Here is a 23134-nt window from a genome sequence, read left to right as displayed (position 1 = left end):
AATCACCCGCTCCGGTGGACTGGAGATCCCGCCTACGGGGGAGGAGGTGGACGTCACCGAGTCCGAGGCTCCGGATTTCGCCGGAGCCTGGTGCAAAAGGGAGATGCTCCGCGACGAAGCGGAGCGATCCGGGAACGGAGTTCTGCGTGGACATCGTCGTCAAGGGCCGCAAGACCGAGGTGCCCGAGCGGTTCCGGAAGCACGTGGCCGAGAAGCTGAAGCTGGAGAAGATCCAGAAGCTCGATGCCAAGGTGATCAGCCTCGATGTCGAGGTGTCCAAGGAGCCCAACCCCCGACAGGCCGACCGTTGCGACCGAGTGGAGATCACGCTCCGCTCCCGCGGTCCGGTGATCCGGGCGGAGGCAGCGGCGAGCGATCCGTACGCGGCGCTCGACCTGGCAGCGGAAAAGCTGGACGCGCGGCTGCGCAAACAGCACGACAAGCGCTTCTCGCGGCGTGGTGCGCGCAGGATCTCGGCTTCGGAGGTCCCCGACCACGTCCCGGGCGTGGCGACACTCAACGGGACCGGCGCGAGTTCCCTCGAGGAGGAGCAGGAGGCCGTCCCCACCAAGAAGGTCGGTTCCCTGGAAGTGCAGGGTGACGGGCCCCTCGTCGTCCGCGAGAAGACCCACGTGGCCGCGCCCATGACCCTCGACCAGGCTCTCTACGAGATGGAGCTGGTCGGGCACGACTTCTACCTGTTCGTCGATTCCGAGACCAAGGAACCCAGCGTCGTCTACCGACGGCACGCCTACGACTACGGCGTGATCCACCTCAGCACCGACACGATGGTCACCGAGACGCACTCCCCCGAGGCGGGCGGAACACTCGGCGGCTGATCTGCCGGGCGACAGCCGGACCGGTGCCCCTGGTGCGCGTGTGCGCCCCCAGGGGCACCGGCGCGCGGTCTCTTTGCACCGCCCGCTGTCGCCTGGGTGTCATCCGGGCATGGAATCATGGTTGCAACGGCTCAACCGGTGGGCCGTTGCCTTGGGTTGGCGATGGCTCCGGACCACAGGCCACAGCCTTCAGGGGGAGGAACGATGGCGGACAGCTTCGGACCGATGCGTGACGAGGACGTCGGCGACGGCGTCGTCGGCATGGGCCCGGAGGAGGGCTCCTCACGCAAGGAACCGATCAGGGTCCTCGTGGTGGACGACCACGCGCTGTTCCGCCGCGGGCTGGAGATCGTGCTCGCCGCCGAGGAGGACATCCAGGTCGTCGGGGAGGCGGGGGACGGCGCCGAAGCCGTGGAGAAGGCCGCCGACCTGCTGCCGGACATCATCCTGATGGACGTGCGGATGCCCAAGCGGGGCGGGATCGAGGCGTGCACCTCCATCAAGGAGGTGGCCCCCAGCGCGAAGATCATCATGCTGACGATCAGCGACGAGGAAGCCGATCTCTACGACGCCATCAAGGCGGGCGCGACCGGCTATCTCCTCAAGGAGATCTCCACGGACGAGGTGGCCACCGCCATCCGGGCGGTGGCCGACGGGCAGTCGCAGATCAGCCCCTCCATGGCGTCGAAACTGCTCACCGAGTTCAAGTCGATGATCCAGCGGACCGACGAACGCCGGCTCGTGCCCGCGCCCCGGCTGACGGACCGTGAACTGGAGGTCCTCAAGCTCGTGGCCACGGGGATGAACAACCGCGACATCGCCAAGGAGCTGTTCATCTCCGAGAACACCGTGAAGAACCACGTGCGCAACATCCTGGAGAAGCTCCAGCTGCACTCCAGGATGGAGGCCGTGGTCTACGCGATGCGGGAGAAGATCCTCGAGATCCGGTGAGCGACCGGGTGGCGGTCCGTGCCGGCCCGTACCGGACCGTGACGGGCCGACATGACCCGTGACGGTCCGGTGAGCGGCGCCCCGTGCGCGGACCACGGACGCGGGCGGGCGTCAGGCGAGGGCGCGGGCGACTTCCAGGACGAGCGGTTCGCGCAGCTCCGGCGCGTCGACCCGCTCCACGCGCACGTTCGTGCAGTCCACCCAGCCCGCCGCCTCCACCAGGGCCCGGGCCACCGCCGGGACCGCCTTCCGGCCGTCCAGCGTGACCTGCTTGGCCACCAGCGTGCGGCCCGCGCGGGCCGGATCGACCCGGCCGACGAGCCGGCCGCCGGCGAGCACGGGCATCGCGAAGTAGCCGTACACCCGCTTCGGCTTGGGGACGTAGGCCTCCAGACGGTGGGTGAAGCCGAAGATCCGCTCCGTGCGCGCCCGCTCCCAGACCAGGGAGTCGAACGGGGACAGCAGCGTCGTGCGGTGCCGCCCGCGCGGCGGCGTCGCGAGGGCCGCCGGATCGGCCCAGGCCGGCTTGGACCAGCCCTCCACCGTGACCGGGACCAGGCCCGAGTCGGCGATCACCGCGTCGACCTGCTCGGCCTTGAGGCGGTGGTAGTCGGCGATGTCCGCGCGCGTACCGACGCCCAGGGACCGGCCCGCCAGGCCGACCAGGCGGCGCAGGCACTCGGCGTCGTCCAGCTCGTCGTGCAGCAGCGCCTGCGGGATCGCGCGCTCGGCGAGGTCGTAGACCCGCTTCCAGCCGCGGCGCTCGACGCACACCACCTCGCCGTGCATCAGGGCGCGCTCGACGGCGACCTTGGTCCCCGACCAGTCCCACCACTCGCTGGTGCGCTTGGCGCCGCCCAACTCGGTGGCCGTCAGGGGGCCTTCCGCGCGGAGCTGCTTGATCACCTGCTCGTGGACACCGTCGGGCAGGTCGTGGTTCCAGTGCGGGCGGGCGCGGTAGGCACGGCGGCGGAAGGCGAAGTGGGGCCATTCCTCGACGGGGAGGACGCACGCGGCGTGCGACCAGTACTCGAACGCGTGCGGCGGCCGGGACCCCTGCTTCCAGTAGGCGTCCTCGACGGTCCGGCGCCCCACGGCGCCCAGGCGGGCGTAGGGGACGAGCTCGTGGGAGCGGGCGAGGACGGAGATGGTGTCGAGCTGCACCGCGCCCAGGTGGCGCAGGACTCCCCGGACGCCGGAGCGGCGGTCGGGGGCCCCGAGGAAGCCCTGGGCCCTCAGGGCGATGCGGCGGGCCTCGTCTGCCGAGAGTTCCGTGGTCGGACGCGGGAGGGTCGTCATACGCCCGCACGATAGAGGGCGGCACTGACAACCGGGGGAGGACCCGGTGTCACCCCCGGCCCGGCAGGTACGGCGCCGTCGACGGCAGCCCCAGGTCGGACGGCAGGAGGGAGCCCACCCAGCAGTCCCGCAGCACCCCCTTGTTGTTGATCGCCGAGCGCAGGGTGCCCTCGATGGTGAAGCCCGCGCGTTCGGCCACCGCGCGGGAGGACCGGTTGCCCACCTCCGCGCGCCACTCCACGCGGTCGATCGACATCCGGGTGAACGCCCAGCGGGCGGCGGCGACGGCGGCCTCGGTGATGTAGCCGTTGCCGCGGTGCTCCTTCGTCCCCCAGAAGCCGATCTCGCCCACGCCGAGGGAGCGCGGGGTGATGCCGAGCATCCCCACGAGGTCCCGGGAGGGGAGGAAAACGCCGAAGGTGAACATCGAACCGTTCGCCCAGCCGTCCGGGGCCATCTGCTCCGTGAAGCCCCGCGCGTGCTCCGGCAGGTAGGGGGAGGGGATCGTGGTCCAGCGCTGGATGTCGGGGTCCTGGCAGGCGGCGTACACCGCGCCGGTGTCCTGCGGGCCGACCGCGCGCAGCAGGAGGCGGTCGGTGGTGAGCGTGACGGGTTCCATCGGCCGATTCTGCGACCCGGGCCGGGAGCGACGCCAGGCGTGTGGCCCCGCGTGAGCCGTTGATCACCCTCCGCACAATTCCCCGGGACGACACGGCACCATCCGAGGGGCCCGGACGTTGTGCCTTTCGAAGCAGCTGTGAAACAGATGAAGGAGCAACGGACGGCCACCGCCACTGTGGGCCTCCCGGCGCGGTGGGGTCCTCGCATACGATGGCCGTTGCTCAGTCAGTGAAACGGAAACCGACCGTCCCAGGCCCGACCGGCAAGGAGACCAACCCCCGTGTCCGTCCTCTCGAAGATCATGCGTGCAGGCGAAGGCAAGATCCTGCGCAAGCTGCACCGCATCGCGGACCAGGTCAACTCCATCGAAGAGGACTTCGTCGACCTCTCCGACGCCGAGCTGCGGGCCCTCACCGATGAGTACAAGCAGCGCTACGCCGACGGTGAGAGCCTGGACGACCTGCTGCCCGAGGCCTTCGCCACGGTCCGCGAGGCCGCCAAGCGCGTCCTGGGCCAGCGGCACTACGACGTCCAGATCATGGGCGGCGCCGCCCTCCACATGGGGTACGTGGCCGAGATGAAGACCGGTGAGGGCAAGACCCTCGTCGGCACCCTGCCCGCGTACCTCAACGCCCTGGCCGACAAGGGCGTCCACATCATCACGGTCAACGACTACCTGGCCGAGCGCGACTCCGAGATGATGGGCCGCGTCCACCGGTTCCTGGGCCTGAGCGTCGGCTGCATCCTCGCCAACATGACGCCGGCCCAGCGCCGCGAGCAGTACGCCTGCGACATCACCTACGGCACGAACAACGAGTTCGGCTTCGACTACCTGCGCGACAACATGGCGTGGTCGAAGGACGAGCTGGTCCAGCGTGGCCACAACTTCGCCATCGTCGACGAGGTCGACTCCATCCTCATCGACGAGGCCCGTACGCCGCTGATCATCTCCGGCCCGGCCGACCAGGCCACCAAGTGGTACGGCGACTTCGCCAAGCTGGTCAAGCGCCTCAAGCGCGGTGAGGCCGGCCAGCCGCTCAAGGGCATCGAGGAGACCGGCGACTACGACGTCGACGAGAAGAAGCGCACCGTCGCCATCCACGAGTCCGGCGTCAGCAAGGTCGAGGACTGGCTGGGCATCGACAACCTGTACGAGTCGGTGAACACCCCGCTGGTGGGCTACCTGAACAACGCCATCAAGGCCAAGGAGCTCTTCAAGCGCGACAAGGACTACGTCATCATCGACGACGAGGTCATGATCGTCGACGAGCACACCGGCCGCATCCTCGCCGGCCGCCGCTACAACGAGGGCATGCACCAGGCGATCGAGGCCAAGGAAGGCGTGCCGATCAAGGACGAGAACCAGACGCTCGCCACGATCACGCTCCAGAACTTCTTCCGCCTCTACAAGCGCCACGACCACGACGGCAAGGAAATGCCCGGCCTGTCCGGCATGACCGGTACGGCGATGACCGAGGCCGCCGAGTTCCACCAGATCTACAAGCTCGGCGTGGTGCCCATCCCGACCAACCGGCCGATGGTCCGCAAGGACCAGTCCGACCTCATCTACCGCACCGAGGTCGCCAAGTTCGAGGCGGTCGTCGACGACATCGAGGAGAAGCACCGCAAGGGCCAGCCGATCCTCGTCGGCACCACCTCGGTGGAGAAGTCCGAGTACCTCTCGCAGCAGCTCAGCAAGCGCGGCATCCAGCACGAGGTGCTGAACGCCAAGCACCACGAGCGCGAGGCGCAGATCGTCGCCCAGGCCGGCCGCAGGGGCGCCGTCACCGTGGCCACGAACATGGCCGGCCGCGGTACGGACATCAAGCTCGGCGGCAACCCCGAGGACCTCGCCGAGGCGGAGCTGCGCCAGAGCGGCCTCGACCCCGAGGAGCACATCGAGCAGTGGGCGCACGCCCTGCCCGAGGCGCTCAAGCGGGCCGAGCAGGCGGTCAAGGCGGAGAAGGAGGAGGTCGAGAAGCTCGGCGGCCTCTACGTGCTGGGCACCGAGCGGCACGAGTCGCGGCGCATCGACAACCAGCTGCGCGGCCGTTCCGGCCGTCAGGGCGACCCCGGCGAGTCCCGCTTCTACCTGTCGCTCGGCGACGACCTGATGCGGCTGTTCAAGGCCCAGATGGTCGAGCGCGTGATGTCGATGGCGAACGTCCCGGACGACGTGCCCATCGAGAACAAGATGGTCACGCGCGCGATCGCCTCCGCCCAGTCGCAGGTCGAGACGCAGAACTTCGAGACCCGCAAGAACGTCCTGAAGTACGACGAGGTCCTCAACCGCCAGCGCGAGGTCATCTACGGCGAGCGGCGCCGCGTCCTGGAGGGCGAGGACCTGCACGAGCAGATCCAGCACTTCATGGACGACACCATCGACGCCTACGTCCAGGCCGAGACCGCCGAGGGCTTCCCCGAGGACTGGGACCTGGACCGGCTGTGGGGCGCCTTCAAGCAGCTCTACCCGGTGAGCGTCACCGTCGAGGAGCTGGAGGAGGCCGCCGGCGACCGGGCCGGTCTGACGGCCGAGTTCATCTCCGAGTCCATCAAGGACGACATCCGCGCCCAGTACGAGGCCCGCGAGGCGCAGCTCGGCTCCGAGATCATGCGTGAGCTGGAGCGCCGGGTCGTGCTGTCGGTCCTGGACCGCAAGTGGCGCGAGCACCTCTACGAGATGGACTACCTCCAGGAGGGCATCGGCCTGCGCGCGATGGCGCAGAAGGACCCGCTGGTCGAGTACCAGCGCGAGGGCTTCGACATGTTCCAGGCCATGATGGACGGCATCAAGGAGGAGTCCGTCGGCTACCTGTTCAACCTGGAGGTCCAGGTCGAGCAGCAGGTCGAGGAGGTCCCGGTCGAGGAAGCCAAGCCGGTCGCCGACCTGGAGAAGCACGACGCGGTGCCCGCGCAGGCGGGTGCGCGCCCGGAGATCCGCGCGAAGGGGCTCGACGCCCCGCAGCGGCGGAACCTGCACTTCTCCGCGCCGACGGTGGACGGCGAGGGCGGCACCATCGAGGGCGACTTCGCCACCGACGACGAGCCGGTGCGCTCCGAGGCCGACGGCCTCACCCGCGCCGAGCGCCGCAAGCAGGCGCGGGGCGGGCGTCGCCGCAAGAAGTGAGCGGTGCCGCTCCGTGAGGAGCGGTCCGAGCCGGCCGAGGGCCGGGCACCCCCGGGTGCCCGGCCCTCGGCCGTCGTCGGGTGCTCAGCGGCCGTCGGCGCGGTGCGGGCGGGGGCCGCCCAGCTCCACGGCGGTGCAGCGCCAGCGCAGGTCCCGGCCCCGCTCCAGCCGGAACGCCATGGCGCGCAGCCGGTCGCCGGCGCCGATCCGGGCGAACGCCTCGATGGCGCCCTCGCGGGGGACGAAGTAGCCGACGTCCCGCACGACGGGCCGGGCGCCGCGGGTGCGCAGCGGCCCGTGCTCGGCGAGCCGGACCAGCTCGTCGTAGGCGCGGCCCGCCGTGTGCCGCAGCATGGCGTGGACGGGCCGCTGCCCGCTCAGGACGGCGAGGAGCAGCTCGGCGAAGCGGTCGGTGGGGCGGGGCTGGGGGACGAGGGGCCGGTGCGGCGGGCGGCCGGGGACGCGGGGTGCGGCCTCCCGGACGGAGATCGCCCGGGAGGCCCGGCCGGAGGCCGCCCGCGCGGTGGCGGCGGAGAGGTCCCGCGCGGGCCCGGCCGGCGGGGACGGGGGAGCGAGGGGCCGGGCGGCGGACGGCGGGCGGTTGTCCGCGGGGCGCCGGAGCGGGGCGGTGGGGAGACGGCGTCCTCCGTCGGGTGACGGGGCGCGGGAGGCGGTCCCCGCGGGGGTGCGGGGCGGGGTGGTGCCGGCGGGGCGGCGGGAGTCGCGGCGGCCGGCCGGGCGGGCGCCGGGGCGGTGCTGAGCCCTGGTCATGACCTTGTTCACGGGGACCCCGTTCGAACGGGCCCGGGCGTCGCCCGCGGCCCGGAGGCCGCGACGATACCGGGCGGTAACTTCGTGGTTGGGGATCTTGTACGGGGCGGGACGGTGCGGCGGCAAGGAACCGGAGTGCGGGTCGGACCGGCCGGGAAGTTCACCTATCCGAGTGGCCGACGGACGGCCGGCCCCGTGCGGGAGCGGGCGCACCGGGTGACGTCCGGGCCGGAAGTGGACGCGGCCGGGACGGCGGGCGGGGACCCGATGGGGGACGCCCCACGTATCCTGAAGGCTCTCCGGGCCGGGCACGACGGCCCTCGCCCGGGTGCCGGCGGATCCCTCCGACCACGAAAGCGGCCGACATGCGCGTCTACGTCCCCCTGACCCTCCCCGGTCTCGCCGAGGCGCACAGGACGGGCGAGCTGGGTGACGGACCGCTCCTCGCGTACGCCGTGACGCCCGCGCTGCGCGAGTGGTACGTCTCCGACGACATCGAGGAGCTGGAGTACGCCGCGCTCAACCGCGCCGCGCTGGCCTCGCTGCGGCTGCTGGCGGCGGACCCCGGTGCGCCCCGGCGCCGGGTCGTGGTCGCCGTCGACGTACCCGACAGGGCGGCCGCGGTCGACCCCGACCGGGGGCTCGACCCGGCCGCGCTCGGGGAGGTGCGGGTCGCCGGGCCCGTGCCGCTGGCCAAGGCGGCCGCGGTGCACGTGGACGCGGCGGACGCGGAGGCGGACGTGGCGGCCGCCGCCCGGGCGCTGCCCGCGGCGGACGGCGGGGACGACGACGCGCAGTTCACGGTGGACGGCGCGGAGGACCACGAGCTGCTGTGGTACGCCACGCAGGAGATCCCCAACCTGGTGGGACCGGCGGACTGAGCGCCGTCGCGGGCGCCGACCCCTTCTCCCCGGCGCCGGCGTCTGCGGGTACGTTCTTGGGCATGGGGATGCAGACGGACGCGCACATCGTCTGGGACTGGAACGGGACGCTGTTCCACGACGTCGACGCGATCATCGGGGCGACGAACGCGGCCTTCGCCGAGCTGGGGCTGGAGCCGATCACGCTGGAGCGGTACCGGGAGCTGTACTGCGTGCCGGTGCCGAAGTTCTACGAGCGGCTGATGGGGCGGCTGCCGAGCGGGGCCGAGTGGGAGCTGATGGACGCGACCTTCCACCGGTACTACTCGGAGCACCGGGTGCGGTGCGGGCTGGCCGAGGGCGTGGTGGAGCTGCTGGCGGGGTGGTCCTCGGCGGGAGGCAGCCAGTCGATCCTCAGCATGTACGGACACGAGGACCTCGTGCCGCTGGTCCGGGGCTTCGGCATCGAGTCGCACTTCGTACGGGTCGACGGGCGGACCGGACCGTCCGGGGGCAGCAAGGCGGAGCACATGGTGCGCCACCTCGACGCGCTGACCGGCGTGGACCCGAGACGCACGGTGGTGATCGGCGACGCGGCCGACGACGCGCTGGCCGCACGGCACGTGGGGGCGCGGGCCGTCCTCTACACCGGCGGCTCCCACGGCCGGGCCAGCCTGGAGGCGGTGGGCGTACCGGTGGTGGACACCCTGGCGGAGGCCGTCGCGGAGGCGGAGCGCCTCGCGGCGTGAGGCCGGGGGACCTTCCGGGCCGTCAGGTGCCCATGGCCTGCCCGTGGCCGGTCGGGTGCTCGTGACGAGTCGGGGTGCCCGTGACCGGTCGGGGTGCTCGTGACCGGTCGGGGTGCTCGTGACCGGTCGGGGTGCTCGTGGCTGCCTGGCGTGCGCATGGCTGCCCGGGGTGCCCGTGACCGGTCGTCACCGGGTACGCACTGTGCAGAACGTCAAACTTCGCCCCCTGGTTTTGTACACATACGGCTCATGACGGGCCCCCTGTGGGGGGCGATAGCCTGGGTGGCGTGATCAGCGCGATATTTCGCGGGGACATGGACGTCTCCGCTGTGCGCCCGGAGAGCACGGACCACATCCGTGACCGGGTGGCGGTCGCTGGTCTTCACGAGCGGGACGGGGCCCGGTGGGTACCCGGGACGCAGGGCACTCCCCGGGGGCGGACGGCGCGGAGAGCCGCGTCACACCCGCCGGGCGCGTCGGGATCGGCCGAGTGGCCCCCGCTCTTCTCACCTTGGGGCATAGCGTCGGCACAGACCGGACACCCCGTGTCGTACCACCACGCCACAAGGGCAGAGACCGTACTTCCTTCTACGTCACGCAACGGCGCGCGACAGGAGCCAGAGGACCATGCAGACCAAGCTGGACGAAGCCAAGGCCGAGCTGCTCGACAGGGCCGCCCGGGTAGCTGAGAACAGCCCGGCCGGGGGGAAACTACCGACCGGGACGACGGACGAGGGCGCTCCCGACCGGGACTCCGTGCTCGCGTTCCTCCAGCGCTACTACCTGCACACCGCTCCGGAGGACCTCACCGACCGCGACCCGGTCGACGTCTTCGGGGCCGCCGTCTCGCACTACCGGCTGGCCGAGAACCGCCCGCAGGGCACGGCCAACGTCCGGGTCCACACCCCGACCGTCGAGGAGAACGGCTGGACCTGCAGCCACTCCGTCGTCGAGGTGGTCACCGACGACATGCCCTTCCTGGTCGACTCCGTCACCAACGAGCTGACCCGCCAGGGCCGCGGCATCCACGTCGTGATCCACCCGCAGTTCGTGGTCCGCCGGGACGTCACCGGCAAGCTGATCGAGGTGCTCCCCACGCCGGCCGGCGGCGACCTCCCGCACGACGCCCCCGACCTCCCGCACGACGCCCACGTCGAGTCCTGGATCCACGTCGAGATCGACCGCGAGACCGACCGCGGCGACCTCAAGCAGATCACTGCCGACCTGCTGCGGATCCTGTCCGACGTCCGCGAGGCGGTCGAGGACTGGGGCAAGATGCGCCAGGCGGCGACCCGGCTGTCCGAGGGGCTGCCCGACGAACCCGTCCCCGGCGACCTGCCCCGGCAGCAGGTCGAGGAGGCCCGCGAGCTGCTGCGCTGGCTGGCCGACGACCACTTCACCTTCCTCGGCTACCGCGAGTACGAGCTGCGCGGCGACGACTCGCTCGCCGCCGTCCCCGGCACCGGCCTCGGCATCCTGCGCTCCGACCCGCACCACGCCTCCGAGGAGGGCCACCCGGTCAGCCCGTCCTTCGAGCGGCTGCCCGCCGACGCCCGCGCCAAGGCGCGCGAGCACAAGCTGCTGGTGCTGACCAAGGCGAACAGCCGGGCGACCGTGCACCGGCCGTCGTACCTGGACTACATCGGCGTCAAGAAGTTCGACGCGGACGGCAACGTCGTCGGCGAGCGGCGCTTCCTCGGACTGTTCTCGTCCGCCGCCTACACCGAGTCCGTCCGCCGGGTCCCGGTGATCCGGCGCAAGGTCGAGGAGGTCCTGGAGCGCGCCGGCTTCTCGCCCCACAGCCACGACGGGCGCGACCTGCTCCAGATCCTGGAGACCTACCCGCGCGACGAGCTCTTCCAGACCCCCGTCGGCGAGCTCCAGGCCATCGTCACCTCCGTCCTCTACCTCCAGGAGCGCCGCCGGCTGCGGCTCTACCTGCGCCAGGACGAGTACGGGCGCTACTACTCCGCCCTCGTCTACCTGCCGCGCGACCGCTACACCACCGGTGTCCGGCTGCGGATCATCGACATCCTCAAGGAGGAGCTCGGCGGCATCAGCGTCGACTTCACCGCCTGGAACACCGAGTCCGTCCTCTCCCGGCTGCACTTCGTGGTCCGCGTCCCGCAGGGCACCGAGCTGCCGGAGCTGTCCGACGCCGACAAGGAGCACATCGAGGCCCGGCTCGTCGAGGCCGCCCGCTCCTGGGCCGACGGCTTCGCCGAGGCGCTGAACGCCGAGTTCGGCGAGGAGCGCGCCGCCGAGCTGCTGCGCCGCTACGCGGGCGCCTTCCCCGAGGGCTACAAGGCCGACCACTCGCCGCGCAGCGCGGTCGCCGACCTGGCCCGCGTCGAACAGCTCAGCGACGAGCGGAACTTCGAGCTCAGCCTGTACGAGCCGGTGGGCGCGACCCCCGAGGAGCGCCGCTTCAAGATCTACCGCAAGGGCGAGGCGGTCTCCCTCTCCGCGGTGCTGCCGGTGCTCCAGCGGCTCGGCGTCGAGGTCGTCGACGAGCGGCCGTACGAGCTGCGGTGCGCCGACCGCAGCGTGGCCTGGATCTACGACTTCGGTCTGCGCATGCCCAAGGCGGCCGGAGCCACCGACTACCTCGGCGACGACGCGCGCGGGCGGTTCCAGGACGCCTTCGCCGCGACCTGGACCGGCAAGGCGGAGAACGACGGCTTCAACGCCCTGGTGCTCAGCGCCGGGCTGACCTGGCGGCAGGCCGTGGTGCTGCGGGCGTACGCCAAGTACCTGCGCCAGGCGGGCTCCACCTTCAGCCAGGACTACATGGAGGACACCCTCCGCAACAACGTCCACACCACCCGGCTGCTCGTCTCGCTGTTCGAGGCCCGGATGTCGCCGGACCGCCAGCGCGCCGGGTACGAGCTGGTGGACGCCCTGCTCGAGGAGCTCGACGCCGCCCTCGACCAGGTGGCCTCGCTCGACGAGGACCGCATCCTGCGCTCCTTCCTCACCGTCATCAAGGCGACGCTGCGCACCAACTTCTTCCAGGAGACGAGCGACGGCACGCCGCACGACTACGTCTCCATGAAGTTCGACCCGCAGGCCATCCCCGACCTCCCGGCGCCGCGCCCGGCGTTCGAGATCTGGGTCTACTCGCCGCGCGTCGAGGGCGTGCACCTGCGGTTCGGCAAGGTCGCGCGCGGCGGCCTGCGCTGGTCGGACCGCCGGGAGGACTTCCGCACCGAGATCCTCGGCCTGGTCAAGGCGCAGATGGTGAAGAACACCGTCATCGTGCCGGTCGGCGCCAAGGGCGGCTTCGTCGCCAAGCACCTCCCCGACCCGAGCGTCGACCGCGACGCCTGGCTGGCCGAGGGCGTCGCCTGCTACAGGACGTTCATCTCGGCGCTGCTCGACATCACCGACAACATGGTGGCCGGCGAGGTCGTGCCCCCGGCGGACGTCGTCCGGCACGACGAGGACGACACCTACCTCGTCGTCGCCGCCGACAAGGGCACCGCGACCTTCTCCGACATCGCCAACGAGGTCGCCCAGTCGTACGACTTCTGGCTCGGCGACGCCTTCGCCTCCGGCGGAAGCGCGGGCTACGACCACAAGGGCATGGGCATCACCGCCCGCGGCGCCTGGGAGTCCGTCAAGCGGCACTTCCGGGAGCTGGGCGTGGACACCCAGAGCCAGGACTTCACCGTCGTCGGCATCGGCGACATGTCCGGTGACGTGTTCGGCAACGGCATGCTGCTCAGCGAGCACATCCGGCTGGTCGCCGCCTTCGACCACCGGCACATCTTCATCGACCCGAACCCGGACGCGGCCACCTCCTACGCCGAGCGCCGCCGCCTGTTCGAGCTGCCCCGCAGTTCCTGGGCCGACTACGACACCGGGCTGCTGTCGGCGGGCGGCGGCGTGTTCCCGCGCACCGCCAAGTCCATCCCGGTCAACTCCCAGATCCGCGAGGCCCTCGGCATCGAGCCCGGCGTCACCAAGATGACCCCGGCCGACCTGATGAAGGCGATCCTGACGGCGCCGGTGGACCTGCTGTGGAACGGCGGCATCGGCACGTACGTCAAGGCCGCCGGCGAGTCCCACGTCGACGTCGGCGACAAGGCCAACGACCACATCCGCGTCGACGGCAAGGACCTGCGGGTCGCCGTCGTCGGCGAGGGCGGCAACCTGGGCCTGACCCAGCTCGGCCGGATCGAGTTCGCGCTGCACGGCGGGCGGATCAACACCGACGCCATCGACAACAGCGCGGGCGTGGACACCTCCGACCACGAGGTGAACATCAAGATCCTGCTCAACGGCGTGGTCGCGGACGGCGACATGACGGTCAAGCAGCGCAACAAGCTGCTCGCCGAGATGACCGACGAGGTCGGCCGCATGGTGCTGCGCACCAACTACGCGCAGAACACCGCCATCGCCAACGCGCTGGCCCAGTCCAAGGACATGCTCCACGCCCAGCAGCGCTTCCTGAAGCACCTGGTGCGCGAGGGCCACCTGGACCGCGCCCTGGAGTTCCTGCCCACCGACCGCCAGATCCGCGAACGGCTCGCCGCCGGCCAGGGCCTGACCGGCCCGGAGACGGCCGTCCTGCTGGCGTACACGAAGATCACGGTCGCCGAGGAGCTGCTGCGCACCTCGCTGCCCGACGACCCCTATCTGAAGGTGCTGCTGCACGCCTACTTCCCGAGCGCGCTGCGCGAGCAGTTCCAGGAGCACATCGACAGCCACCCGCTGCGCCGCGAGATCACCACGACCGTGCTGGTCAACGACACGGTCAACACGGGCGGTACGACGTACCTGCACCGGATGCGCGAGGAGACCGGCGCGTCGCTGGAGGAGATCGTCCGGGCGCAGACCGCGGCCCGCGCGATCTTCCGCTCCTCGGTGGTGTGGGACGGGGTCGAGGACCTCGACAACAAGGTCGACGCGGAGACCCAGACGAGGATCCGGCTGCACTCGCGCCGGCTGGTGGAGCGCGGCACGCGCTGGCTGCTCAACAACCGGCCGCAGCCGCTGGAGCTGGCGGAGACGGTGGACTTCTTCGCCGAGCGCGTCGAGCAGGTCTGGGCCCAGCTGCCGAAGCTGCTGCGCGGCGCGGACCTGGACTGGTACCAGAAGATCTACGACGAGCTGACCGGCGCCGGTGTCCCCGACGAGCTGGCCACCCGCGTCGCCGGGTTCTCCTCCGCCTTCCCGACGCTCGACATCGTGTCGGTGGCCGACCGGATGGGCAGGGAGCCGCTGGACGTCGCCGAGGTCTACTACGACCTCGCCGACCGGCTGCGCATCACCCAGCTGATGGACCGCATCATCGAGCTGCCGCGCGCCGACCGCTGGCAGTCCATGGCCCGCGCGGCGATCCGCGAGGACCTGTACGCGGCGCACGCGGCGGTGACCGCGGACGTCCTGGCGGCGGGCAACGGCTCCTCGACCCCGCAGCAGCGCTTCCAGCTGTGGGAGCGCAAGAACGCGGCGCTGCTCGCCCGGGCCCGCTCCACCCTGGAGGAGATCCACGGCTCCGACTCCTTCGACCTCGCCAACCTGTCGGTGGCGATGCGGACGATGCGGACGCTGCTGCGGAGCCACTCGTAACCGGCGCGGCCACCGCCGGCCGTGCGTGAACACGCGGGGGCGCCCCGGGCCCGACGGCCCGGGGCGCCCCCGCGTGCGTTACGGCGTTCCGGGAAGGCATCGGCCGTGGTTCCGTGAAGATCCGGACTTTTCGGGCACATGCTTATGCGTGATCGTTCGCTCCTCGCCGTCCGCCGTGCCCGGCAGGACCCGTGCCCAGCGGGCCGCGGCAGGTCCGGCGGCCCTCGGTCCGGCCGTGGTCCGGGCCGTCGCCGGGATCGTCCTCGCCCTGATGGTCCTGGTGATCGTGCGGCTCCCGTGGATCGGCGACCTGGGCATGCACGCGGCGACCCTGCAGCGTCTGCGGCACAGCCCGCTCGATCCCGGCAACCCGCTGGTCGACGCGGACACGCCGAGCCCGTACTACTCGCCGTGGATGCTGCTGCTCGGCGCCGCCGCCCGGGTGACCGGGCTGTCCGTGTTCCCCGTCCTGCGCCTGGCCGCCCTCGTCGGACTGGTGCTGCTGGTGACCGGCGTACGGCGGTACGTGCGGACGCTGGACGCGCACCGGGCCGCGCCCGCGCTCGCCCTGCTGAGCCTGCTGCTGCTGTGGGGCACGACCCCGTTGCTGTGGAGCGGCTTCCCGGGGCTCCACTCGCTCGCGCTGACGGTGTCCTACCCGAGCACCTTCACCCTCGGCCTCGCCTTCCACCTCTGGGCGTGGCTGACGGGGGCGCTGCGCGGCGGGGCCGGGTGGGGGACGTGGCTCGGGCTGGGGGCGCTGTGGGCGGTGATCCTGCTCTGCCACCAGTTCACGGGGGTGGTGGCCTCGCTGGGCGCGTGCGCCACCGTGGTGGCGGCGCGCCCGGCGCGCGCGGTGTGGCCGCGGACGGCCGCCGGGCTGCTGCCGGCGGCGGTGGTGCTGTGGGCGTGGCCGTACTACGACTTCTTCGCGCTGTTCGGCGCCGGAGCCGCTCTCGAGCCGGTGCACCGGGTGCTGTACGAGGACCTGGCCGCGCGGTTCGGGCTGGTGCTGCTCGGAGCGGCCGCGCTGGTCGCGCGGTGGCGGCGGGACCGGCGCGACCCGCTGGTGTCGTTCTTCCTGCTGGGCGTGCTGGTCGTGGCGGCGGGGTGGCTGAGCGGCCACTACTCGTGGGGGCGCGCCCTGCCCGCCGTGACGATCCCGGCGCAGCTCGCGGCGGCGCTGGAGGCGGTCCGGGCGGGGCGGCGCGGGGTGCGCGCCGCCCGGGTGGCCCTGCTCGCCGGGACGCTCGCCGTCGGGGCGTGGGCCCAGGCGGGGGCGCTCGGGTACGCGGTCCCGCGCGACGCCCTGCCGCAGGCGGTCCGGGACAGGTACCGGCCGCCCTGGACGGGGTACCACTGGATCACCCCGTGGGTGGGGTACGGGGACGTGGTCATGGCCGAGACCGGTCCGGCCCGGCGGATCCCCGCGTACGGGCCGTACACGGTCGCCCCCGGCTACCCCGACTTCTTCCTGCCGGACGAGGAACGCCGGACGGCGGTCACCCGGGAGTACTTCGCGGCGGGGACGCCGCAGGCGGTGCGGCGGGACATCGAGCGGGAGTACGGGGTGCGCTGGGTGGTGGACGGGACCGGGGCCCTGGACGGCGCCGGGCTGCGGGCGGTGGCGCGGGGACCGGAGGGGCAGGTGCTCTACGAGGTGCCCTGAGCCGCCCCCGCGGGTGCGCCCCGGCCCCCCGGTGCCGCCCTCACCGCAGTGCGCTCGCCACCAGACGGGCGGCCCGGCGCACCCCCGGCCGGGCCACCCGGCGGGCCACCGGGCGCAGCACGCCCGCCGTGATCCCGACCGGTTCCCAGCGCACCTGGAACCGGCCCGGACCGTGGCCCTCCGGCTCGATCGTGACCCGGTGCGGTGCGGTGCCGGAGCGGTAGGGGACGCGGGCGGTCAGGGCCGGGAAGCCGAGCGGGGCCAGCAGCAGCCCCGTGTTGCCCTGGCCCCGGTGGGTGAGGCGGACCAGTGGATGACGCACCCCGGCGAAGCCGCTCGGCGGGAGGGACGCGGCCGCGAGGTCGAGGCGGACGCGGCCCTCGAAGACGCCGGGGCGCACGGGGGAGAGGCGGAAGGGGACCGTGAGGCGGCGCCGGCCGGGCGTGAGGAGGAGGGCCGCGCGCTGGGGGCCGACCGGCAGGCGCAGGGCCGGGTCGTACGTCCGTACGGCCAGTTCGACGGCGGCGCCGGACGCCCGGGTGATCTCCGTGATCTCGTGGCGGAACCGGGCGCCGAAGAAGGGGCGGGTGTCCAGCTCCAGCTCGGTCAGGTCCAGTTCGCGGCGGGCGTCGGCGCCGTCGGGGACCCGCTCGCCCCAGTAGGTGCGGCCGTCCGCGTCCGTGACGACCCGCCGCGGGGCGACGCCGTGGCCGAGACCGCGCGCCGCCAGCCGGGCCTCGGACAGGCGGCGGTCGCGGACGAGCCGCAGCACCACCCGTTCGTCGCGCGGGAGGCGGGCGTACGCGCCCGGGGACAGCGTGTCCAGGTAGGGGTTCACCAGGTCGGCGAAGGCCGCCAGCCACTCCTCGTCCCGGTGGGGCAGGTCGCCCGCGTACATCCGGAAGTCGTGCTTGAGGAACTTGTGGTCCTTGTCCTCGCGCAGCGCCTCGTGCCCGCTCTCGGTCAGGAAGGCGTCGATGAGGCGCTGCACGTGGACGCGGTCGCGGACGTTGCCGAGCCGGTGCCGCTGGTTGGAGATGGACGCCGCGCCGGAGTCCGCGTAGGGGGCGATGTACCAGAGGTACACCGGCTCCGGGACGATCGTGAACCTCTTCGCCAGGCAGTACGCCCGGGCCGAGAACAGCTGGTCCTCGTAGTGGATGCCCTCGGGGAAGCGCAGGTCGTGCCGGTCGAGGAAGGCGCGGGCGTACATCTTGCTGGTCGACAGGTGCTCGAAGAACAGCCGCGGGTCCGCCTCGATGCCGTCCAGGGTGCGGCGCTCGCGCACGAGGTGCGGCATCCAGGTGGAGTGGCGGCCGGTGTCCACCCGGATCCGCCGGACGGCGCCCATCGCGAAGTCGATGTCCCGTTCGCGGTGCGCGGCGAGCAGCAGCTCGACCGCGTTCCGGGGGAGCTCGTCGTCGCTGTCGAGGAACATCAGGTACGGCGCCCGCGCGATCTCCAGGGCGCGGTTGCGCGGGGCGCTGCACCCGCCGCTGTTGTGCGGCAGGCGCAGGCAGCGGATCCGCGGGTCGCGGGCCGCGAGGTCGCGCGCCACCCGGGGGGTGTCGTCCGTCGAGTGGTCGTCGCTGATGACGATCTCGAGGGCGCGGTGGGTCTGGCGGCGGACGGACTCGACCGCGCGGGGGAGCCGTCCGGCGTCGTTGTGCACGATCACCGTCACGGTGACGTCGGGGGTGCCGGCGGTGGTCATGACGGGCACGCCTCCTCGGGGCTGGGCGCCGGGGTGCGGTCCTCGAGCGGCAGCACCGGCGGCAGGGACTCCTCGTCCTGGCCGAGGAAGACCCGGCGCACGACGCGTTCGGCGGCGCGGCCGTCGTCGTACTCGCAGAACCGGCGCCGGAAGACGGCCCGTGCCTTTGCCGCGCCCTCGTCGCGCCAGGCGTCGGTGGTGAGGATCCCGGTGAGCTCCTCCTGGGTGCGGGCCACCGGGCCGGGCGCCTCGTCCATCAGGTCGAAGTAGACGCCGCGGGTGGTGCGGTACGTCTCCCAGTCGTCGGCGTAGATCACCAGGGGGCGGTCGAGGTTGGCGTAGTCGAACATGATCGACGAGTAGTCCGTGACCAGCGCGTCGGCGGCCAGGCACAGCTCCTCGACCGGGTCGTAGGACGAGACGTCCACGATGCGGCCGGACCGGCGCAGGCCGGTCAGCGGGGAGGAGGCGCCGTCGTAGAAGTAGTGGCCGCGCACCAGCAGGACGGTGTCCTCGCCGAGGCGGTCGGCGAGCGCGGCCAGGTCCAGGCGCGGGGTCCAGCCGGCCTCGTAGTCGCGGTGGGTGGGCGCGTACAGCACGGCCCGGCGGCCGGGCGCGACGCCGAGGCGTTCGCGGATCGCGCGGACGTCGTCGGCGCCGGCCGTGTAGTACACGTCGTTGCGCGGATAGCCGTGGTCGAGCGAGACGAACCGGGACGGGTACGCCCGCTCCCACATCCGGGTGGAGTGGCTGTTGGCGGAGACGCTGTAGTCCCACTTGTCGATGCGCTCCAGCAGCGCGGCGAAGTCCAGCCCCCGCGCGGCGGCCGGGAACGGCATCTGGTCCAGGCCCATGCGCTTGAGGGGGGTGCCGTGGTGGGTCTGGAGGTGGACGGCGTCGGGGCGTTTGACCACCGCGTTGGGGAAGTTGACGTTGTTGACGAGGTACTTCGCGGTGGCGAGCACCTCCCCGTAGCGGCGGGTGCCGGGGACGACGTGGTCGGTGCCGGGCGGGAGCAGGGCCGCGTTCTCGGCGGTCACCACCCACACGGGGCGGATGTGCGGGGCGAGTTCGGCGAGCTTGGCGGCGATCGCGGCCGGGTTGCAGGCGACCCCGCGGTTCCAGTAGGCGGTGAACACCGCCAGGTGGGGGTCGACCGGGCGGTGCAGGGCCTTGCGGTACCGGTGGTCGCGGACCCGGGCGCCGAGCTGCCGCCTGCCGGTGCGCGCCGTGGACCGCACGGCGCGGCGGGTGCGGTTGGCGGCCTGGAACGCGCGGTACTTGGCGTAGGCGTCCTCCTCGAGCAGCGAGCGGCGGATCCCGTCGAGGCCGGCCGGGCGCCGGTGCCCCTCGGGACGGCGGCGCAGGGCGGCGAGCGAGGCCCGGTGGAAGAACTCCCGGGCGACGTCCTCGGGCATGCCGCCGCGGGCGAAGGTGCGCAGACAGTCCTGGACCATGACCTCGTAGAGCACGGCGCAGGGGGCGGGGCGGCCGCGGGCGAGGTCGAGGAGGTTCTCGTAGCGGTCGACGAGGGCGTAGCGCTGCTCGGGGGTGACCGGGGGGAGGCTGGCGGGCCGCAGCCGGCGGTCCTCGTGGGCGACGTGCGGCAGGCAGGCGACGCGCTCGGCGAGCAGCAGGGCGGCGAGGGCCGCGTGCGGCTCGTCGTCGGTGGTGAGGCGGTCCTCGTGCGCCCGCCAGAAGCCGGCGCGCAGGACGCGGGTGCCGAGCAGTGGGGTCAGGCGCAGCAGCTGGGCGCTGTCGTCGAGGGCGAGGTCGGCGCGGCCCGCGCGGGCCAGCAGGGGGCCGTCCGCGGAGGGCAGGCCGGAGGCGCGCCAGGTGCTGCGGACGTGGTCGATCAGCAGGACGTCCACGGTGCCGGGGAGTTCGGCGACGCGTTCGGTGATCGTGCGCGGACCGCCGGGCGGCAGGCCGTCCTTGGCGGGGACGAAGTGCAGCCAGCGGCCGGTGGCCCGCGCCGCCCCCGCCGACCGGGCCGCCGCGCCGGACGTGCCGTCGGGCAGGGGCAGCACCTGGACGCCGGGGACGTCGGGGGCGTACCGCTCGGCCGTCTCGTGGGCCCAGTCGCCGACGGCGGCGACGACGACCTCGACGTCCGGGTGGGGGTGGGCGGCGAGGGAGCCGAGGAGTCCGGTCAGGTGGTCCTGGGTGTTCGGCCCGTGGACGATGACGCTGAGCTCGGGCATCACGGGGCTCCTTCGACTGCTCGTCGCCGCTCCGGTCGTTCCTCTTCGGTCACGCCGTTTCAGTCATGCCGTTTCAGTCATATTGGCATCAATGCGGCGGAAGGTGGCGCCGGGACGCGCGGGCGCGTGCCTCACGAAGGGAGCGGCGCCTGCTCGGGCCGTGCCTTCGGCTGTGCCTTCGGCTGTGCCTTCGGCTGTGCCTTCGGCTTCGGCTTCGGCTTGTCCGTGCCGCCGGTGAACGCCTCGTACTCCTTGAGCACCTCGTCGGTCGGCCCGTCCATGCGCAGCTCACCGCGCTCCAGCCACAGGACGCGGTCGCAGGTGTCGCGGATCGACTTGTTGTTGTGGCTGACCAGGAACACCGTCCCGGCCCGCTTGCGCAGCTCGCGGATGCGCGCCTCGGAGCGCTTCTGGAAGGAGCGGTCGCCGGTGGCCAGCGCCTCGTCGACGAGCAGGACGTCGTGGTCCTTGGCGGCGGCGATGGAGAAGCGCAGCCGGGCCGCCATGCCGGAGGAGTAGGTGCGCATCGGCAGGGTGATGAAGTCGCCCTTCTCGTTGATCCCGGAGAAGTCGACGATCTCCTGGTAGCGGGCCTTGATCTCCTCGCGGGACATGCCCATCGCGAGCCCGCCGAGGTGGACGTTGCGCTCGCCGGTGAGGTCGCTCATCAGGGCGGCGTTGACGCCCAGCAGGGAGGGCTGGCCGTCGGTGTAGATGCGGCCGTTCTCCACCGGGAGCAGGCCGGCGACGGCCTTGAGCAGGGTCGACTTGCCGGAGCCGTTGGTGCCGATCAGGCCGATGGCCTCGCCCCGGTAGGCGACGAAGGACACGTTCCGCACCGCGTGCACCGTGCGCACGCCGGACGCCCTCTCGGTCTGCTTGCGGCGCAGGATGCGGTTGAGGGCGGCGGTGGCGGAGCCGCGTCCGGCGCCGGTGCCGTTCACCCGGTAGACGATGTCGACGCCGTCGGCGATGACGGTGGGGACCTTCTCGCCGGTGTGCTTGTCGGTGTGCTCAGCCACGGCCGTACCTCTCCTCAGCCTTCCAGAAGTAGACGAAGCCGACCGTGCCGGCCAGTACCGCCCAGCCCGCCGCGAACGCCCACACGTGCGGGGGCAGGTACGAGGAGCCGTAGTCGTCGATCATCGCGAACCGGACCAGGTCCATGTAGACCGCGGCCGGGTTCCACTGCAGCACGTCCGCCAGCCAGCCGGGCACGTCCTTGTCCGCGAGCATCGCCGGGATGCTGAACATCACGCCCGAGGCGTACATCCAGGTCCGCAGCACGAACGGCATCAGCTGCGCCAGGTCCGGCGTCCGGCTGCCCATCCGCGCGAAGATCAGCGCCAGCCCGGTGTTGAACACGAACTGCAGCAGCAGCGCGGGCACCACCAGCAGCCACGACAGGGCCGGCGGACTGCCGAACGCCAGCACCACCACGACCAGCACCAGCATCGAGAACAGCAGCTGCTGCAGCTGCTGCAGCGCGAAGGAGACCGGCAGCGAGGCCCGCGGGAAGTGCAGCGCCCGCACCAGCCCCAGGTTCCCGGAGATCGCCCGCACCCCGGCCAGGACCGAGCTCTGCGTGAAGGTGAACACGAACACGCCCGTCACCAGGAACGGCACGTAGACGTCGCTCGGAATGCCCCGGTTGGCGCCCAGCAGCAGACCGAAGATGAAGAAGTACACGGCCGCGTTCAGCAGCGGCGTCGCCACCTGCCACAGCTGCCCGAGCCTGGCCTGGCTGTACTGGGCGGTCAGCTTCGCCTGCGAGAAGGCGACGATGAAGTGCCGCCGCCCCCACAGCTGACGGACGTACTCGGCCAGCGACGGCCGGGCACCGCTGACCGTGAGGCCGTGGCGCGCGGCGAGGGCCGCGAGGTCGTCCTCGGCCGGGATCGGGCGGGCCGGTGCGGGGGGCGGTGTGTGGAGGGCCTGACTCACATCCGCTGCTTTCGCTAGGGGGAGGGGGTGGCAGGGGCGCGCGGTGCTCGCCCGCCGTTTCCTGGGACGCCTCCCGGCGTTCTCCTACGTCGGGACGGGACCGTATCGTCCCAACGCGAGCGTAGGTCGAATGCACGTCGGAACGCAACCGTTTCGTCGTGACGCCCTATGCTGAACCGCATGACGACGAACGCCGACGAGCCCCGGCCGCGCCCGCGGCGCAGGGCCCCCGCCGGGGCCGCCGTACTGCGGGAGGACGTGACGGAGGCCATCCGGGCGGCCGTCTTCGAGGAGCTCGCCGCCGTCGGCTACGCGCGGATGTCGATCGAGGGGATCGCGCGCCGCGCGGGCGTCGGCAAGACCGCGGTGTACCGCCGCTGGCGCTCCAAGCTGCACCTGGTCCTCGACCTGATGTCCGCGCTCGCCGTGCAGGGCCTGCCCGCGCCGGACACCGGCTCCCTCGAGGCCGACCTGCGGCTGCTGTACGAGGTCACCTCCCGCGCCCTGCGCCACCCCGTCGCCTCGCAGGTCCTCCCCGACCTCCAGGCCGAGGCCGCCCGCAACCCCGACATCGCCGAGGCGCTGCAGAAGGCGCTGCGGGAGGGCCAGGACTCGGTCGCCAGGAGCATCGTCACGGCGGCGGAGGAGCGCGGCGAGCTGCGCCCCGGCATCGACCACGCCCTGGCCCTGGACCTGATCTCGGGCCCGCTGTACTGGCGCTCGGTGGTGATCCGCGGCCCGAAGCCGCCGAAGGGCTACCTGGCCGCGCTGGCCAGGGCCACGACGGAGGCCCTGAAGGCCCTGTGAGG

General features: G+C 72.4%; 15 protein-coding genes. 8 read left to right on the top strand and 7 right to left on the bottom strand.

Going from position 1 to position 23134, the window contains the following annotated elements:
* Window positions 1-146 precede the first annotated feature (146 nt).
* Entirely contained in the window at window positions 147-839 is a 693-nt protein-coding gene (raiA, locus tag GL259_RS16250; RefSeq protein ID WP_159533432.1) for a ribosome-associated translation inhibitor RaiA, read from the top strand.
* A 204-nt stretch (window positions 840-1043) separates the two neighbouring features.
* Window positions 1044-1790: a response regulator transcription factor gene (locus GL259_RS16245; protein ID WP_159533430.1), complete on the top strand. Its 747-nt coding sequence runs from the start codon at window positions 1044-1046 to the stop codon at window positions 1788-1790.
* A 111-nt stretch (window positions 1791-1901) separates the two neighbouring features.
* Here GL259_RS16245 and GL259_RS16240 read toward each other — a convergent pair whose 3' ends face one another.
* Both GL259_RS16240 and GL259_RS16235 read right to left on the bottom strand, forming a co-directional pair.
* Window positions 1902-3089, bottom strand: coding sequence for a crosslink repair DNA glycosylase YcaQ family protein (locus GL259_RS16240; RefSeq protein ID WP_159533428.1), 1188 nt, complete (start codon window positions 3087-3089; stop codon window positions 1902-1904).
* A 49-nt stretch (window positions 3090-3138) separates the two neighbouring features.
* Window positions 3139-3708, bottom strand: coding sequence for a GNAT family N-acetyltransferase (locus GL259_RS16235; protein ID WP_159533426.1), 570 nt, complete (start codon window positions 3706-3708; stop codon window positions 3139-3141).
* A 282-nt stretch (window positions 3709-3990) separates the two neighbouring features.
* Between GL259_RS16235 and secA the strand changes: the two genes are divergently transcribed.
* Window positions 3991-6837: a preprotein translocase subunit SecA gene (gene secA, locus GL259_RS16230; protein ID WP_159533424.1), complete on the top strand. Its 2847-nt coding sequence runs from the start codon at window positions 3991-3993 to the stop codon at window positions 6835-6837.
* Window positions 6838-6921: 84 nt separating this feature from the next.
* Here secA and GL259_RS16225 read toward each other — a convergent pair whose 3' ends face one another.
* On the bottom strand, window positions 6922-7620 hold the full coding sequence (locus GL259_RS16225) for an Rv3235 family protein (protein ID WP_159533422.1): 699 nt from the start codon (window positions 7618-7620) through the stop codon (window positions 6922-6924).
* 353 nt (window positions 7621-7973) lie between these two features.
* On the opposite strand from GL259_RS16225, the gene GL259_RS16220 reads away from it, so the two are divergent.
* The 4 genes from GL259_RS16220 (at window position 7974) to GL259_RS16205 (ending at window position 16463) form a co-directional block, all read left to right on the top strand.
* Entirely contained in the window at window positions 7974-8489 is a 516-nt protein-coding gene (locus GL259_RS16220; RefSeq protein ID WP_159533420.1) for a hypothetical protein, read from the top strand.
* A 62-nt stretch (window positions 8490-8551) separates the two neighbouring features.
* Window positions 8552-9217 (top strand): HAD family hydrolase, encoded by a 666-nt coding sequence (locus tag GL259_RS16215; RefSeq protein ID WP_159533418.1) that lies wholly within the window; start codon window positions 8552-8554, stop codon window positions 9215-9217.
* A 627-nt stretch (window positions 9218-9844) separates the two neighbouring features.
* Window positions 9845-14794, top strand: a complete 4950-nt coding sequence (locus GL259_RS16210) for an NAD-glutamate dehydrogenase (protein ID WP_159533416.1) — start codon at window positions 9845-9847, stop codon at window positions 14792-14794.
* Between the two features lie 271 nt (window positions 14795-15065).
* On the top strand, window positions 15066-16463 hold the full coding sequence (locus tag GL259_RS16205) for a hypothetical protein (protein ID WP_243762575.1): 1398 nt from the start codon (window positions 15066-15068) through the stop codon (window positions 16461-16463).
* 40 nt (window positions 16464-16503) lie between these two features.
* Here the strand turns inward: GL259_RS16205 and GL259_RS16200 are convergent, their stop codons facing one another.
* The 4 genes from GL259_RS16200 to GL259_RS16185 form a co-directional block, all read right to left on the bottom strand.
* Window positions 16504-18177, bottom strand: coding sequence for a glycosyltransferase family 2 protein (locus GL259_RS16200; protein WP_159533412.1), 1674 nt, complete (start codon window positions 18175-18177; stop codon window positions 16504-16506).
* Window positions 18174-20381, bottom strand: a complete 2208-nt coding sequence (locus tag GL259_RS16195; protein ID WP_159533410.1) for a CDP-glycerol glycerophosphotransferase family protein — start codon at window positions 20379-20381, stop codon at window positions 18174-18176. The genes GL259_RS16200 and GL259_RS16195 overlap by 4 nt, the downstream gene beginning before the upstream one ends.
* A 131-nt stretch (window positions 20382-20512) precedes the next feature.
* On the bottom strand, window positions 20513-21403 hold the full coding sequence (locus GL259_RS16190; RefSeq protein WP_159533408.1) for an ABC transporter ATP-binding protein: 891 nt from the start codon (window positions 21401-21403) through the stop codon (window positions 20513-20515).
* Window positions 21396-22325, bottom strand: coding sequence for an ABC transporter permease (locus GL259_RS16185; RefSeq protein WP_159533406.1), 930 nt, complete (start codon window positions 22323-22325; stop codon window positions 21396-21398). Before GL259_RS16185 ends, GL259_RS16190 begins: the two co-directional genes overlap by 8 nt.
* A 168-nt stretch (window positions 22326-22493) precedes the next feature.
* On the opposite strand from GL259_RS16185, the gene GL259_RS16180 reads away from it, so the two are divergent.
* Window positions 22494-23132, top strand: coding sequence for a TetR/AcrR family transcriptional regulator (locus tag GL259_RS16180; RefSeq protein ID WP_159533403.1), 639 nt, complete (start codon window positions 22494-22496; stop codon window positions 23130-23132).
* The last annotated feature ends 2 nt before the right edge of the window (window positions 23133-23134 follow it).

The organism is Streptomyces sp. Tu 3180 (assembly GCF_009852415.1).
GTDB lineage: Bacteria > Actinomycetota > Actinomycetes > Streptomycetales > Streptomycetaceae > Streptomyces.
This window is presented reverse-complemented; position numbering and strand designations above follow the sequence as displayed.

Coding starts and splice junctions, on each gene's coding strand:
- GL259_RS16245 (WP_159533430.1), top strand. CDS start 1,044: ATGGCGGACAGCTTCGGACCGATGCGTGACGAGGACGTCGGCGACGGC.
- GL259_RS16240 (WP_159533428.1), bottom strand. CDS start 3,089: ATGACGACCCTCCCGCGTCCGACCACGGAACTCTCGGCAGACGAGGCC.
- GL259_RS16235 (WP_159533426.1), bottom strand. CDS start 3,708: ATGGAACCCGTCACGCTCACCACCGACCGCCTCCTGCTGCGCGCGGTC.
- GL259_RS16220 (WP_159533420.1), top strand. CDS start 7,974: ATGCGCGTCTACGTCCCCCTGACCCTCCCCGGTCTCGCCGAGGCGCAC.
- GL259_RS16215 (WP_159533418.1), top strand. CDS start 8,552: ATGGGGATGCAGACGGACGCGCACATCGTCTGGGACTGGAACGGGACG.
- GL259_RS16210 (WP_159533416.1), top strand. CDS start 9,845: ATGCAGACCAAGCTGGACGAAGCCAAGGCCGAGCTGCTCGACAGGGCC.
- GL259_RS16205 (WP_243762575.1), top strand. CDS start 15,066: ATGGTCCTGGTGATCGTGCGGCTCCCGTGGATCGGCGACCTGGGCATG.
- GL259_RS16200 (WP_159533412.1), bottom strand. CDS start 18,177: ATGACCACCGCCGGCACCCCCGACGTCACCGTGACGGTGATCGTGCAC.
- GL259_RS16195 (WP_159533410.1), bottom strand. CDS start 20,381: ATGCCCGAGCTCAGCGTCATCGTCCACGGGCCGAACACCCAGGACCAC.
- GL259_RS16180 (WP_159533403.1), top strand. CDS start 22,494: ATGCTGAACCGCATGACGACGAACGCCGACGAGCCCCGGCCGCGCCCG.